This window comes from Brevundimonas sp. (assembly GCF_052436175.1).
GTDB lineage: Bacteria > Pseudomonadota > Alphaproteobacteria > Caulobacterales > Caulobacteraceae > Brevundimonas.
Genome location: NZ_JBQVNM010000068.1, coordinates 1 through 14699 on the forward strand (window position 1 = coordinate 1; position 14699 = coordinate 14699).

General features: G+C 71.1%; 11 protein-coding genes and 1 pseudogene. All 12 read left to right on the forward strand.

What is annotated here, in order from left to right; genetic code table 11:
• Positions 1-518 (forward strand): winged helix-turn-helix domain-containing protein (locus ACT6QK_RS12880; protein ID WP_444598223.1); only part of this gene is annotated, 518 nt, incomplete at its 5' end.
• Positions 515-1960 carry a sensor histidine kinase gene (locus ACT6QK_RS12885; RefSeq protein WP_444598224.1) on the forward strand — a complete coding sequence of 482 codons (1446 nt, stop codon included), beginning with the start codon at positions 515-517 and terminating at the stop codon, positions 1958-1960. The genes ACT6QK_RS12880 and ACT6QK_RS12885, both read left to right, overlap by 4 nt.
• A 133-nt stretch (positions 1961-2093) precedes the next feature.
• On the forward strand, positions 2094-3452 hold the full coding sequence (locus tag ACT6QK_RS12890) for a hypothetical protein (protein ID WP_444598225.1): 1359 nt from the start codon (positions 2094-2096) through the stop codon (positions 3450-3452).
• A gap of 75 nt (positions 3453-3527) precedes the next feature.
• Entirely contained in the window at positions 3528-4364 is an 837-nt protein-coding gene (gene ccmI / locus ACT6QK_RS12895; RefSeq protein WP_444598226.1) for a c-type cytochrome biogenesis protein CcmI, read from the forward strand.
• A 70-nt stretch (positions 4365-4434) separates the two neighbouring features.
• On the forward strand, positions 4435-4965 hold the full coding sequence (ccmE, locus tag ACT6QK_RS12900; protein ID WP_444598227.1) for a cytochrome c maturation protein CcmE: 531 nt from the start codon (positions 4435-4437) through the stop codon (positions 4963-4965).
• Positions 4962-6977: a heme lyase CcmF/NrfE family subunit gene (locus ACT6QK_RS12905; RefSeq protein ID WP_444598228.1), complete on the forward strand. Its 2016-nt coding sequence runs from the start codon at positions 4962-4964 to the stop codon at positions 6975-6977. The genes ccmE and ACT6QK_RS12905 overlap by 4 nt, the downstream gene beginning before the upstream one ends.
• Complete coding sequence (locus ACT6QK_RS12910; protein WP_444598229.1) at positions 6974-7477, forward strand: cytochrome c-type biogenesis protein; 504 nt, start codon at positions 6974-6976, stop codon at positions 7475-7477. Before ACT6QK_RS12905 ends, ACT6QK_RS12910 begins: the two co-directional genes overlap by 4 nt.
• Before the next feature lie 126 nt (positions 7478-7603).
• On the forward strand, positions 7604-9160 hold the full coding sequence (locus tag ACT6QK_RS12915) for a trypsin-like peptidase domain-containing protein (RefSeq protein ID WP_444598230.1): 1557 nt from the start codon (positions 7604-7606) through the stop codon (positions 9158-9160).
• An 80-nt stretch (positions 9161-9240) separates the two neighbouring features.
• Positions 9241-9912: a response regulator transcription factor gene (locus ACT6QK_RS12920; RefSeq protein WP_444598231.1), complete on the forward strand. Its 672-nt coding sequence runs from the start codon at positions 9241-9243 to the stop codon at positions 9910-9912.
• A 115-nt stretch (positions 9913-10027) separates the two neighbouring features.
• Complete coding sequence (locus ACT6QK_RS12925; protein WP_444598232.1) at positions 10028-11461, forward strand: ATP-binding protein; 1434 nt, start codon at positions 10028-10030, stop codon at positions 11459-11461.
• Positions 11458-14376, forward strand: coding sequence for a bifunctional [glutamine synthetase] adenylyltransferase/[glutamine synthetase]-adenylyl-L-tyrosine phosphorylase (locus tag ACT6QK_RS12930; protein ID WP_444598233.1), 2919 nt, complete (start codon positions 11458-11460; stop codon positions 14374-14376). Before ACT6QK_RS12925 ends, ACT6QK_RS12930 begins: the two co-directional genes overlap by 4 nt.
• Positions 14377-14424: 48 nt before the next feature.
• Positions 14425-14699, forward strand: a pseudogene (locus tag ACT6QK_RS12935) (EF-hand domain-containing protein); the annotation flags it as partial.

A 14699-nucleotide genomic window follows, 5' to 3' on the forward strand; every position in this document is an offset into this window, starting at 1 on the left:
CCAAGATCGACGGGGTGTCGGTGCTGGAGCGCTGGCGGCGCGACGGCAAGACCACCCCGGTCCTGATCCTGACGGCGCGCGGCGCCTGGTCGGACAAGGTCTCAGGCTTCGACGCCGGCGCCGACGACTACCTGACCAAGCCCTTCCACACCGAGGAGCTTCTGGCCCGGCTGCGCGCCCTGCTGCGCCGCTCGGCGGGCGTGGCCTCGGCGACGCTGTCGTGCGGCGGTCTGCGCCTGGACCCACGCGCGGCCCGGGCGACGGTCAACGGCGAGCCCCTGCGTCTGACCTCACTGGAATACCGGCTGCTGCACTACATGATGATGCATCAGGGCCGGGTCATCAGCCGCACGGAACTGGTCGAGCATCTCTACGATCAGGACTTCGACCGGGATTCCAACACCATCGAGGTCTTCATCGGCCGGGTGCGCAAGAAGGTGGGCGCGGACCGGATCGAGACCGTGCGCGGCCTCGGCTATCGGCTGACGCCCCTGCCCGGCGAATCCGAGGCGGCGTGACCGCCGAGACGCCTCGCGAGGCGCAGCTGCGCGCGGGTCGCGACGGCTGGGGACGCTGGTTCGGCCGGCCCGGACGGTCCCTCACCCGACGCCTGATCTGGCTGGCCTCGGCCTGGATCGTCCTGGCCCTGATCGTCGCCGGCCTGACCCTGACCCAGGCTTTCCAGGATTCGGCCCTGCGCCGGCTCGGCAACATGCTGACCGACACGGTCAACGAGATCGTCGTCGCCGCCGCCCGCGCCCCGGCCGACGAGCCCATCCCCCAGATCGCCGACGCCCAGACGCTTAGGCTCCTGTCGGGCAAATACTGGGCCGTGCTCAAGCCCGAGGCGGACGGACGGCTGACCACCCTGGCCCGCTCTGAATCCCTGCAGTATTCGGAGCTTGAGGTCCCGCCGGATCTCGCGGTCCGCCTCGAGAACGCCTTCGGCGACGTCGTCAGCTTCAATGCCGTCGGTCCGTCCGCGAACGAGCCCCTGCGCGTCGCCGCCAGCATGAAGTCGATTCCCCGCTATGAGCATCCGGTCATCTTCCTGGCCGCGATCAACCGGTCGAACATCGACGCCGACACCCGCCAGTTCGCCCGCCTGACCTGGATCGCCCTGGGCCTGCTGGGCCTGGGACTGGTGGCGGCGGTCTTCATCCAGGTGCGGATCGGCCTGCGCCCCCTGTTCGATCTGCGCACCGAAATCGCCGATGTCCGCAAGGGCAAGGCCGCGCGGGTCGAGCGCGCCTATCCGGTCGAGATCCAGCCCCTGGCGGATCAGGTCAATCGTCTGCTGGACCACAATCAGGAGGTGGTCGAGCGCCAGCGCACCCATGTCGGCAACCTGGCCCATGCGCTGAAGACGCCGATCTCGGTCATGCTGGCCGAGGCGGGCACGACCGAAGGGCCCCTGCCCGAACTGGTGCGGCGTCAGACCGAGATCATGAAGGGCCAGGTCGATCACCATCTGCGCCGCGCCCGCGCCGCCGCCCGCGCCGCCCACGGCCTGGGTGAAAAGACCGATGTGGCCGAGGTGCTGGACGAACTGGCCGTGATGCTGGAGCGCGTCTTCCAGTCCAAGGCGGTGGAGATCGACTGGCGGGCGCCCGACGGCCTGTGTTTCCTGGGCGAGCGCCAGGATCTGCAGGAGATCCTCGGCAACCTGATCGAGAACGGCTGCAAATGGAGCCGCCGCCGTGTGCGCGTCTCCGCCGGCCCCAACGGCCTGGGCCAGATGATCGTGGTGGTCGAGGACGACGGTCCCGGCCTGCCCGAGGCTCAGCGCGAGCAGGCGCTGAAGCGCGGCGCGCGCATGGACGAGGCCGCGCCCGGATCAGGTCTGGGCCTGTCGATCGTCGACGACCTGACCCGGGCCTACGGCGGTCGCGTCACCCTGGCCGCCAGCGATCTGGGCGGGCTGAAGGTGATGCTGGAACTGCCTGCTGCAGGCGATTAGGCGGGACAGAGGGGCCGACAGAGAAACCCTGATTTCCGCAAAAGACTGATTTTCTTCACAACTTCCTTAACTTCTTGCGGCAACCTCCGCGTGTCTCCGTCGCATGTGGGCGGCGGACCGGAGCTGCAACGACATGGCCGGACTCACGGTCGGAGCAAAGGCTTCCCTCGCCCGAGTGATCGAGGCGATTCCCGACGACGCCGTGGGGGTCATGCGCGCCGCCGTCGCCCAGATGAGCGGCGAACGCGCCGAAGAGCTGGTTCAGATGCTGGAGGAGACGATCGAGGATCGTCATCGTCGCTCCACGGCGTTCCGAGCCCTGATCCCCCTTTTCCGCCCGCGCCGGGACGGCCTGGCCTTCCTGACCTTTCCCGCCGGAGTCCTGCCGCGTCTTTGGCGCGCTGCCGCCGACTGCGGGGTCGCGCATCTGCCCATGCTGGACAGCCTGAATGACGAGGACTCCAGCCGGCGCGCCCTAGCGCGCGGCCGTCTCTACGACATCGCCGCCCGGATCGTGCGCGAACGGCCTGAGGTGATCTGGCCCCTGCCGGCGCTGGACAGCGAAATCGCGGCGCGCGAGACCGGCCTGGCCGAACTGGCCGCCTGTTGCGACATGGGCATGCTGGCCCACGCCGCTATCCAGGACCTGGACCAGTGGATCGTCCGGCCGAACGAGGATCGGCTGGCCGAGTTCCGCCTGAGGGTGCGCGACGCCGCGGCCGTGGATGTCGACGGCGTGCGGCGACTGCTCGACATCATGGCGGCCCATGTCGAGGATGCCTCCCAGGTCTTGCGTCTGACCGTCCACGCGGGCGGGCTCGGCGCCGAGGCCATGCTGAAACACTCCGAACTATCGGTGATCGTGGAGCGGATCCTGGCTGGGTTCGACGAGCGGGCGCGGCGGATCGCGACCTTCCGCCTCGGCGATCCCGTCGCGGCCTTCCGCCGCGACCTGGACTGGGTCGGATCGGTGCTCGACGCCGTGGCCGTCGCCGTTCAGGCCGACCCCCAGGGCGAATGGGCCCGACGTGTCGGGGCGTCGAAGGCGTCCGTGGCCAGAATGATCGAAGAACGGCTGGGCGCCGCGCCCCGCATCGTCGCCAAGGTCCTGCCGCTGCGGGACGCCCAGACCGCCGGGCGAATGACGCGGCGCGTCCCGCGGCTGGACGAGGCGCTGTCGCCCCCGGATGTAGAGGCGGCGACGGCCGCAGCGGATCTGATCGCGGCCGTGCGCTGGGCGGCGGCCCGGTTCGGCTGCGAGGCGCGCCGACAGGCCGTCCTGACCGATCTGGTCTCGGACCTGGCCGGCTATGCCGACCTGGCCGTCGAGGCGCTCAGCACCGGAGAGGCCGGCGATCCCGACCTGGCCTCGGCGCGGATCCTGCTGATCGCCGACCTGCTGGAGCGGATCGAGGCCGATGCGGAAGCCCGCACCGTCCGCCGCCGCCTCGCCGCCCTGCGCCCCTCGGGCGGAGGCGTCCGCGCCGCCTGATCTCCGATCGGTCGACTGCGACGCGGCGGACATCGCGCCTGCTGCCGATTTGGGCTAGAGCGCTCGGCGATGATGATGTTCTGGACCTTGGCCGCCCTGGCGACGAGCCTCGCGGCGCTCCTGATCTTCGGCGGCGCGCGGCGTGGCGCGGCCCCGGCCGGGTCTGACGACGCCCTGGCCGCGGAGACGGCGCGGCGCGAGTTCGCCGCCCTGGACCGCCTGCACGCGGACGGGCTCCTGGGCGAGGCCGAGTGGAACCAGGCCCGAGCCGAGGCCGGCCGGCGCTGGCTGGACCGACCCGAAATCCCATCCGCCCCCCGGGCAGGACGGAACGATCGGCGCATTCTCGCGGCCGGGGTGGTTCTGGCCGTGGCCGCGACCCTGGGGCTCTATTTTCTTCTCGCCGAGCCGGGTTTCCCCGATCAGCCTTATGCGGAGCGGGTCGAGACCTGGGCCAACTCGACCGAACCTCTGGAGCCGGTCCAGGTCGCGGCCGTACTGGAGCGCGAGGTCCGCGCCCGACCCGACGACCGGCGCATGCTGACGATGCTGGGCGCCGCCCGGTTCCAGGCCGGAGACGCCGTCGGCGCCGCCTCGGCCTTCCGGCGTGCCCTGGCGCTCGATTCGAACGACGCCCAGAGCTGGGCGCGGCTGGGCGAAAGTCTGGTCCGGTCCCAGGACGGGGAGATCGGCCTGGACGCCGAGGCCGCCTTCCGCGAGGCCCTTAGGCGCGATCCCGACCAGCTGGGCGCCCGCTACTTCCTCGGCGAGGCGGAGATGAAGCGGGGCGACCTGAACGCCGTGCGCCTCCTGTGGACGCCGCTGATCCGGGCGCTGGACCCGTCCGACCCCCGCCGGATCGATCTGGAGCGGCGTTTGGCCGGTCTGTCGGCGACGGGCGCGGCTGGATGACCCCTTTGCCCCCTCTCCACCCGGCGCTATATGCGCGGCCCACCCTCTCCGCCTGCGGACAATGCCCCCGATGAGCTGGCTTCCCCGATCGCCGAAGGCGCGCCGTCGCCTGTGGGTCGTCGCCGCCGTGGCGCCCGTGCTGGCGCTCGCCACCGGCCTGTCGCTGTGGGCGATGAACGACAACGTCACCTATTTCTTCTCCCCGTCCGAGGCGACGGCGGACAAGGCGCCGGCCGGGCGCTCGGTGCGGCTGGGCGGTCTGGTCGAGGCGGGCAGCGTCGTCCACCACGGCGCGGAGGTGGCCTTCTCCGTCACCGACAACGCCGCCACCACGCGCGTCACCTATCGCGGCGACCTGCCCGACCTGTTCCGCGAGGGGCAGGGCATCGTGGCGGAAGGAACCTTCCAGCCCGACCGCAGCTTCGTCGCTCGCCAGGTCCTGGCCAAGCATGACGAAACCTACATGCCCAAGGAGGTCGCCGACCGGCTGAAGGCCAAGGGCGAATGGCGGCCGGAGGAGGAGGCGTCGATCGCCCCATCGAATATGCGCTCAAGCAGCGAGGCTCCGCGAGCCGAGCGTAGCGCCCAGACCAGCCTATGATCGTCGAGGTCGGGGCCTTCGCCCTCCTGCTGGCCTTTGTCCTGTCGGTCCTTCAGGCGGTGCTGTCGGGTGTCGGGCGGCGTCTGTCCAGCCCGGTGCTGGCGGGCGGCGGACAGGGGGCGGCGATCGGTTCGGCCCTGGCGGTCGCCGTGGCCTTCGGCGCCCTGATCCACGCCTTCGTGACGTCGGACTTCTCGGTCGCCAATGTCGCGGCCAACAGCCACACCGACAAGCCGATGCTCTACAAGGTCGCCGGCGCCTGGGGCAGTCATGAGGGGTCGCTGCTGCTCTGGTGCCTGGTCATGACCGGCTTCGGCGCCTTTCTGGCCCGGGCGCGAACGGAGGGTGGGACTGGCCTGCCCATCGGGCTGAAAGCCTCGGCCGTGGCGGTGCAGGGCGGGCTGTCGGCCCTGTTCCTGGCCTTCACCGTCTTCACCTCCAATCCGTTCGCGCGGCTGGACCCGACTCCCTTCCAGGGCGCGTCGCTGAACCCCCTGCTGCAGGACCCGGCCCTGGCCGTGCATCCGCCCCTGCTCTACCTGGGCTATGTCGGCTTCTCGGTGACCTTCTCCCTGGCCGTCGCGGCCCTGATCGAGGGCAGGGCCCTGGCCGGCCTGGGTCAGGGGTTCTGGCCGGCCTGGGGGCGATGGGTGCGGCCCTGGGCCCTGGCCTCCTGGGTCTTCCTGACCCTCGGCATCACCCTGGGCTCCTTCTGGGCCTACTACGAGCTCGGCTGGGGCGGCTGGTGGTTCTGGGATCCGGTCGAGAACGCCAGCTTCATGCCCTGGCTGGCCGGGGCGGCCCTGCTGCACTCCGCCATCGTCACCGAGCGGCGTGGGGGGCTGGCCGGCTGGACGGTCTTTCTCGCCCTTCTGGCCTTCACCCTGTCGATGCTGGGCGCCTTCCTCGTGCGGTCGGGCGTCCTGACCAGCGTCCACGCCTTCGCCGTCGATCCTGAGCGCGGCCTGACCCTGCTGGCCATCCTGGGCCTGACCGCCGGCGCCGCCTTCGCCCTGTTCGCCTGGCGCGCGCCCCAGTTGAAGGGCGGCGCGGTCTTCGCCCCCGTCAGCCGCGAGGGCGGGCTGGTGCTGAACAACCTCTTCCTCACGGCGGCGACGGCCACGGTCCTGCTGGGCACCCTCTATCCCCTGATCCTGCAGGCGGCGAACGGCTCGACCATCTCGGTCGGCCCGCCCTATTTCAACCTGACCTTCGTTCCGCTGCTGGCCTGCGCCTTCCTGATCCTGCCCGCCGGTCCTCTCCTGGCCTGGAAGCGGGGCGACCTCGGGGGCGTGGCCCAGAGGCTGGCCGTCGCCGCCGGTCTGGCCGTGGCCTGCGGTTTCCTCGGCTGGCTGATGTTCGAGCCGAAGAAGGCCATGGCCGCCGCCGGCCTGGCCATGGGCGCCTGGCTGATCCTCGGCGCCCTGGCCGAATGGGCGGATCGGGTTCGCCTGTTCCGCGCCCCGGCCGGCGAGACCCTGCGCCGCGCCAGGGGCCTGCCCCTGGCCGCCTGGGGCATGACCCTGGCCCACGCCGGACTGGGCGTCTTCGTCCTCGGGGCCGTGGCCGAAACGGCCTTCAAGGCCGGGGCGGCCCTGGCCCTCTCGACCGGCCAGTCGGTCGCGGCCGGCGGCTGGGTCGCGCGGCTGGACGAGGTCAAGATCGTCGAGGGCCCCAACTATCTGGCCGAGCGCGGGACCCTGACGGTGACCCGGGCCGACGGCGCCGCCCCGCGCGTCATCACCGCCGAGCGACGCTTCTTCCCCACGGGCGGCCAGACCACCACCGAGGTCGGCCTCGACTTCCGGGGGCTGGACGACGTCTATGTGGTGCTGGGCGAGCGTCGGGCCGGGCGTGACGGCCGACCCGCATGGACGGTGCGGCTCTACTGGAACCCCTGGGCGCGGCTGATCTTCCTCGGTCCGGCCATCATGGCCCTGGGCGGCCTGCTCTCCCTGCTGGACCGGCGCCTGCGGCTGGGCGTCGGGGCGCGACGGAAGGTGAAGGCGTGAACCGGCTGGCGATCTTGTCAGCCATGATCGTGCTGGGCGCGAGCCCGGCGCTCGCCCAGGAACCCGCCGCGCCGCCCGACCGCCCCCAGCCGGACGCGGCGCAGGAGGCGCGGGCCCAGGCCCTGTTCGAGGACGTGCGCTGCGTCGTCTGCCAGCATGAATCCATCGCCGCTTCCCCCGCCGGGATCGCCGCCGACATGCGCCGTCTGGTGCGCGAGGAGATCGCCTCGGGCGCTTCCGATCAGGCGGTGCGCGACGATCTGGTGCGGCGCTGGGGCGACTACATCCTGTTCAAACCGCCGGTGCGGTGGACGACCTGGCTTCTGTGGTTCGGGCCGTTCGCCCTGGTCGTCGCCGGGCTGGCCGTGATGTTCGTCCGGGGCCGCCGCCGCGCCGAGCCGGCCGCCCCTCTGTCCCCGGACGAACAGCGGCGGCTGGACGCTCTGCTGGCCGAGGGCTCGGATCGCCCCGATCCTGACGCAAACCGGCCCCACGACTAACGTCTGCGGGGCTCAAGCCTCGTGGGCGATCATTTGACGGACGGCGGTTGGCCAATCCGTTGAAGGGTCTATATCAACAGCCGAACGATCCGCGTGGCGGATCATCACAGGGTTTCAAGGACGACGATGCTGAAGCGCAAGGAGTTCATTCTGGGGGCCGCCGCCGGCCTGATCATCGCCGCGGGCGCCACCGCCGGCGGGGTCATTAGCTGGCCGACCGCCAACGCCGAGGGCCGCCCCGGCCAACTGATCCCGTCGGCGGGAGCCTCGGGCCTCGCCTTCGCCCCGCCCCAGGGCGCGCCCCTCAGCTTCGCCGACATCGTGCAACAGGTCGCCCCGGCCGTGGTCCAGATCGAGGTCGAATCCCGCGTCGAACGCCCCGCCGGCGGTCTCCAGATCCCCGGCTTCCCCGGCTTCGTGATCCCCAATCCGCGCGGCGCCGAGCCTGACGCCGAAGCCGAGCCGGAAACGGCCCAGGGCGCCGGCTCCGGCTTCTTCATCACCAAGGACGGCTTCATCGTCACCAACAACCACGTCGTGGCGGACGCCATCACCATCAAGGTGGTCATGTCCGACGGCCGCAAGCTGGACGCCAAACTGATCGGCCGTGACGAGAACACCGACCTTGCCGTCATCAAGGTCGAGGGCGACGACTTCAGCTTCGTCAGCTTCGAGGAGGAGGCCAAGCCCCGCGTGGGCGACTGGGTCGTGGCCGTGGGCAACCCCTTCGGCCTGGGCGGCACCGCCACGGCCGGCATCGTCTCGGCCATGAGCCGTCAGGACCCGTCGGGCCAGTCGCGCGGCTTCGTCGACTTCATCCAGATCGACGCGGCCATCAACCGGGGCAATTCCGGCGGCCCGACCTTCGACATCTACGGCCGGGTCATCGGCGTGAACTCGGCGATCATCTCGCCGACGGGCGGCTCGGTCGGCATCGGCTTCGCCATCCCGGCCTCGATCGCCAAGCCGATCACCGACAAGCTGATGAGCGGTCAGGCCATCGAGCGCGGCTATCTGGGCGTCTCCATGCGCACCATGACGGACGGCGAGCGCGACGCGCTGGGCCTGCCCGCCACGGTCAAGGGCGTTCTGATCAACGACGTGACCCCGGGCGGCCCCGCCGACAAGGGCGGCCTGCAGTCGGCGGACGTCGTGGTCTCGGTCAACGGCCAGCCGACCGCGACCGGCGACGTCCTGACCCGCGCGGTCGCCGCGACCTCGGTCGGGGACAGGGTCCGCCTCGAGGTCTATCGCGACGGACGCCTCCAGACCCTGACCGTGATCTCGGGTCGTCGTCCGCCCGAGTCGGAACTCGACGCCCTGCGCGGCGGGACTGGCCCTGACGGCTCCCCGACGGCGCCGGCCACCCCCGGACAGGAAACCGAAGGCCTGACGGTTTCGGCCATCACCCCGGCCCTCCGGACCCGTTACAGCCTCGGCGCGGATGTCTCCGGCGTGGTCGTCACCGCCGTGGCGCCGCGCTCCGAGGCCGGCAAGCTTCGGTTCCCCGTGGGATCGGTGATCCAGACCGCCTTCGGCCGTCCGGTCACGACGCCGGAACAGTTCAAGGCGGCGGTGGACGCCGCACGCGCGGCCGGCCGGCCCAGCATCCTGCTGCGGGTCCGGACGCCCGGCCAGTCCCAGTCGATCCTGCTGGCCCTGGAGCTTTCCAAAGCTGAATAATCCCTAACTCACCAGATCGCCGCCGATGTGCAATCATCGGCGGCGATTTTGATTCCGGCTCAGGCCGGGGGGAGTGAGCCATGAAGATTCTGGTGGTCGAGGACGATGCGGAGGCCGCGACGGCCATGGTACGGGGCCTGACCGAGGCCGGGCATCAGGTCAGCCACGCGCCCGACGGCGCCTACGGCCTGCTGGAGGCCCAGCGCGGCGGCTATGACGTCTATGTCGTGGACCGGATGATGCCCCGCCTGGACGGCATCGGCATGGTCGAGACACTGCGCAAGGACGGCGATCAGACGCCCGTCCTGTTCCTGTCGGCGCTCGGCGAGGTCGAGGACCGGATCACGGGCTTGAAGGCCGGCGGCGACGACTATCTGGTCAAGCCCTACGCCTTCGCCGAACTGATCGCCCGCGTCGAGGCCCTGGCCCGCCGTCGCGAGACCGGCGGGGTCCAGACCGTGCTCAAGGTCGGCGACCTGGAGATGAACCTGATCGGCCGCACCGTGCATCGCGGCGCGACCGAGATCGACCTGCAGCCGCGCGAGTTCCAGTTGCTGGAGTTCCTGATGCGCCACGCCGGCCAGTCCGTGACCCGCACCATGCTTCTGGAAAAGGTCTGGGAATACCATTTCGACCCCCAGACCAACGTCATCGACGTCCACATCAGCCGCCTGCGCTCCAAGATCGACAAGGGCTTCGACAAGGCCATGCTCCAGACGGTGCGCGGCGCGGGGTATCGGTTGGAGGCCTAGAAGTGATTAGTGAGTCGTGACTAGTGAGTAGTGATCATTGGGTCGTCGGGAGCGGCGAACGATCGAAATCCGCTACTCACTACTCACTACTCACTCTTCACTAGTCACCAGGACCATGCGCCTTCCCTCCCTCTTTCGCCGCACGCCCTTCCGGCTGACGCTGCTCTTCCTCGCGCTGTTCGCGGCGGCGGCGGCCGCGATCCTGGCCTATGTCTATGTGGCCTCGGCCCAGGAGGCGCGGGCGCGGGCGCGGACGGACGTGGAGACCGAGGTGGCCAGTCTGATGGCCATCTATCGCACGCGCGGCCCAGACGCCCTGAACTCGGCCCTGGTCGAGCGGGTCGTGCGCGGCGGTAACTATCTCTATGTGCTGGCGGGCCGGGACGGGGAGATCATCACCACCAGCCTGTCGGACTCGCCGCTGGACCGGGATGTCGGCGAGCAGCGCGTCTGGGACACCTTCACCTTCACCGACACCGCCGCCGACGGCACGGTCGAACGCCGCCAGGGCTTCGGCGTGGAGATGAAGCTGTCGGGCGGCGAGCGGCTGTTCGTCGGTCAGGACCTGGGCGACACCGAGGCCTATCTCGGCCGGCTGACGCAGGCCCTGTGGATGGCCATGGGCATGGTGCTTCTGCTCGGCGCCACGGGCGGGCTGATCGTCAGCCGCAATCTGGAACGGTCGATGGGCCGGCTGAACACCGTGGTCAACGCCGTGCAGGAGGGCGACCTGAAGGCGCGCGTGCCCCTCCGAAACCCCGCGCGCGGTCCCGTCGAGGGCGGCGACGAACTGGAGGAGCTGGGGCGCGGCCTGAACGGCATGCTGGACCGGCTGGAGGCCTCCATGGCCTCGATCCGGCACGCCGGCGACGCCATCGCCCACGACCTGCGCTCGCCCCTGACCCGGATGCGGGCCCGGCTGGAGGTCGCCCTGATCGACGCCGAGGCGGGCAAGGTCTCGGGCGTCGACGCCCTGTCGGTGGCCCTGGACGAGGCCGACAGCCTCCTGAAGACCTTCAACACCGTCCTCGCCATTGCCCGGCTTCAGGCCGGGGGCGCGCCCGATCCGACCCTGTTCGACGCCGCCGAACTGGCCGCCGACATGGCCGAACTCTACGAACCCGCCGCCGAGGACAAGGGGCTGGAGTTCTCCGCCGAGATCGACAAGGGCCTGATGATCGAAGGCAACCGGCCCTTCCTGGCCCAGGCCCTGGCCAACGTCATCGACAACGCCATCAAATACACCCCATCTGGCGGGGCGGTCATGCTGCGGGCGCGGCGGCGGTCGTCGGGCGAGATCGAATATTCCATCACCGACACGGGCCCCGGCGTGCCGGAAGAGGACCGTCCCCGCGTCATCGAACGCTTCGTTCGACTGGACAACAGTCGGACCGAGGCGGGATCGGGTCTCGGCCTGTCGCTGGTCGGCGCCGTGATGGAGGCCCATCAGGGCCGCATCCAGCTGGATGAGGGCCCCGGCGCCTACGGCGGCTTCGGTCCCGGTCTGCGCGTCGCCCTGGTCCTGCCGCCCGCGACGGCGACGGCGTGAGCCCGCTCGGCGAACGACTGCATCCCTGCGGCCCCGTGATCGACGCCGGGGCGGTGGCCCGCGCCCTCGAGCGGCTCGGCGAGGCGGCGGATACGGACGGATGGCGGCCGGTGCTGGACGTCGCCTGGCCCGCCTTGGCCCCGGTCTTCGCCGCCTCCCCCTATCTGTTCGGCCTGGCCCGTCGCTGGCCCGAGCGGCTGCGGGAGATGCTGGAGGGCGACCCGGACGCGAACCTGACGGTCCTCCTCGCCGAGACCGATGCGCTGGACGGCGGGGCCGAGACGGTCAAGGCGCCCCTGCGGCGGCTGAAGGCGCGGCTGCACCTGCTGACGGCCCTGTGCGACCTGGGCGGGGTCTGGGATCTGGATCAGGTGACCGGCGCCCTTTCGGCCTTCGCCGACGCCTCGACCCGGGGGGCGCTCCGGGCCGTGGCCCATGACCTGCGTGAGCGGGGTCGTCTGATCTCGGCGCCGGACGACGCGGCAGGCTCCGTGCCCGGCCTGTTCGCCCTGGCCATGGGCAAGCACGGGGCGAACGAGCTGAACTACTCCTCCGACATCGACATCTCCTTTTTCTATGACCCGGAACGGCTGGCGCCCGCCCTGGCCGAGGGGGTGGAGATGCAGGGCTTCGTCGACCGGCTGGCCCAGTCCCTGTCAGTGCTGATGCAGGAGCGGACCGGCGACGGCTATGTGTTCCGGGTCGATCTTCGCCTCCGGCCCGACCCCTCCTCGACCCCGCCGGTCGTCGCCGTGCCCATGGCCCTGGCCTATTATGAATCCGTCGGCCAGAACTGGGAGCGGGCGGCCTTCATCAAGGCGCGGGCGGTGTGCGGCGACATCGCGGCCGGGGAGGAATTCCTCGAGGCCCTGATCCCCTTCGTCTGGCGCCGCAGCCTCGACTACCAGGCCGTGCTCGACATCCAGTCGATCAAGCGCCAGATCCACGCCCACAAGACCGGCGTCGGCATGGTGGCCATGGGCGCCAATCTGAAGCTGGGTCGCGGCGGCATCCGCGAGATCGAGTTCTACGCCCAGACCCAGCAGCTGATCCTGGGCGGGCGCGACCGGTCCCTGCGCTGCCCCCGCACCGAGGACGCCCTGGCCGCCCTGGTCGCGGCCGACCATGTGCCGCCCCACGTCGCCGACGAGCTGCGCGGCGGCTACCGTCGGCTGCGGTCGCTAGAGCACCGGGTCCAGATGCTGGACGATGAACAGACCCACACCCTGCCCGCCGACGGCGCGCGTCGGGCGGCGGTGGCGGCCCTGTCGGGCGAGGGCGACCTGGCCGTGTTCGACGAGAGCGTCCAGTCCCTGCTGATCGGGGTCAATCGCCGCTACGGCGAGCTGTTCGAGGGGGAGGAGGATCTGTCCTCGTCCTGGGGCAGTCTGGTCTTCACCGGGGTCGAGAACGATCCGGAGACGCTGAAGACCCTGGAACGGATGGGCTTCGCCCAGCCGGCCGCGGTTTCGGACGCGATCCGCAACTGGCACCACGGCCGCATCCCGGCGACGCGGACGGCGCGCGGGCGCGAGCTCTTCACCCGACTGGCGCCGAAGCTGCTGGAGGCGGTGGCGAGGACGGGGGCGCCGGACGCCGCCTTCACCCGTTTCGCGACCTTCTTCGCGGGGATGAACTCGGGGGTTCAGGTTCAGGCCCTGTTCCTCAACCAGCCGGAGCTGTTCGAACTGGTCGTCGGGGTGATGGCCTTCGCCCCCCGGCTGGCGCGCACGCTCGGCCGCTATCCGGCGGCGCTGGATTCCATGCTGGACGCCCGCTTCCATGCCGAGCTCGGCCCCTCGACCGGCCTGTTCGACCAGATGGCCAAGGAGGCGGGCGAGGCCGGGGATTTCGAGGGGGCCATGAACGCCGTGCGCCGCCTGCACCGCGAGCAGCAGTTCCGGATCGGCATCCAGACCCTCAGCGGGCGGGTGGGGCCCGAGACCGCCGGACGCGCCTTCACCAACCTGGCCGACGCGGTGATGCGCGTGCTGGCCGACGCCGCCCTGGCCGAGACGGTGCGGCTGGGCGGGGACTTCCCCGGCGCCTCGGCGGTGATCGCCCTGGGCAAGGCCGGATCGGGCGAGATGACGGCGGGGTCGGATCTGGACCTGATGACCGTCTATGCGGCGCCGCCCGAGGCGACGTCGTCGCTCAAGGGCTGGTCGGCCGATGTCTTCAACATCCGCTTCACACAGAGGCTGATCTCGGCCCTGTCGGCCCATACGGCCGAGGGCGGGCTCTATGAGGTCGACATGCGGCTGCGACCGTCCGGGGCCAAGGGCCCGGTGTCGGTGCGGCTCTCGGCCATGCAGGACTACTACGCCGCCGAGGCCGATACCTGGGAGTTCATGGCCCTGACCCGGGCGCGGGTCGCCTGGGCCAGCGATCCGACGTTCGGCGAACAGGTGCAGGCGACGCTGGAGGCGGTGCTGCGCCGCCCCCGGCCGGGCGTGGACGTCGCCCGCGACGTGCGGGCCATGCGCGACCTCATGGATCGGGAGCGGCGGCCGTCCGGCTTCTGGGATCTGAAACTGTCGCCCGGCGGTCTGGTGGACGCCGAGTTCGTCGGCCAGTACCGCCAGCTTCAGGCCGCAGCGTCCGGCGGCGCTCTGACGCCCTACACCCTCGAACAACTGGCCGGCGACCCGGTCCTGGCCGAGGCCTGGCGGTTGCAGCAGAGGTTGGGCCAGCTGTTCGCCTGCGCCTTCGACGACCGCCCCGACCCGGAAGAGGAGCCGGAGCCCTTCCGCAGACGGCTGGCCCTGGCGGCGGGGGCGCCCGATTTCGAGAGCCTTGTTGAGCGGCTGAAGGCCGAAAGGGCGGCCGCCCGGGCCGCCTTCGATGCGGTCCTGCCGCCGCCGCCCCGCGATGCCGCAGCCGACCGCGACGGAGAACCGTCAGGCCCACGTTGAACCCTCCGAACACGGCGCGGAACCGTTCCGACGCCGCCGGAGATCGAGATGAACAGGACCAGACTTCTCGCGGGGCTCGCCGCCGCCTCCCTGATGCTGATCGCGGGCGCCGCCTCGGCGCAGGACGCGCGCCCGGGCCTCATGCGGGCCGACACGAACGGCGACAGCCGCCTTTCCAAAGCCGAGTTCGTCGAGGCGCGGATCGCGCCCCTGATCGCCATGGACGCCGACAGGGACGGCGCGGTCACGCCGGCCGAGCGCGCCGCCGCGCGTCAGGCCCGGGTCGCCGCCGCCGCCACGCGCCGCTTCGACAAGCTGGACGC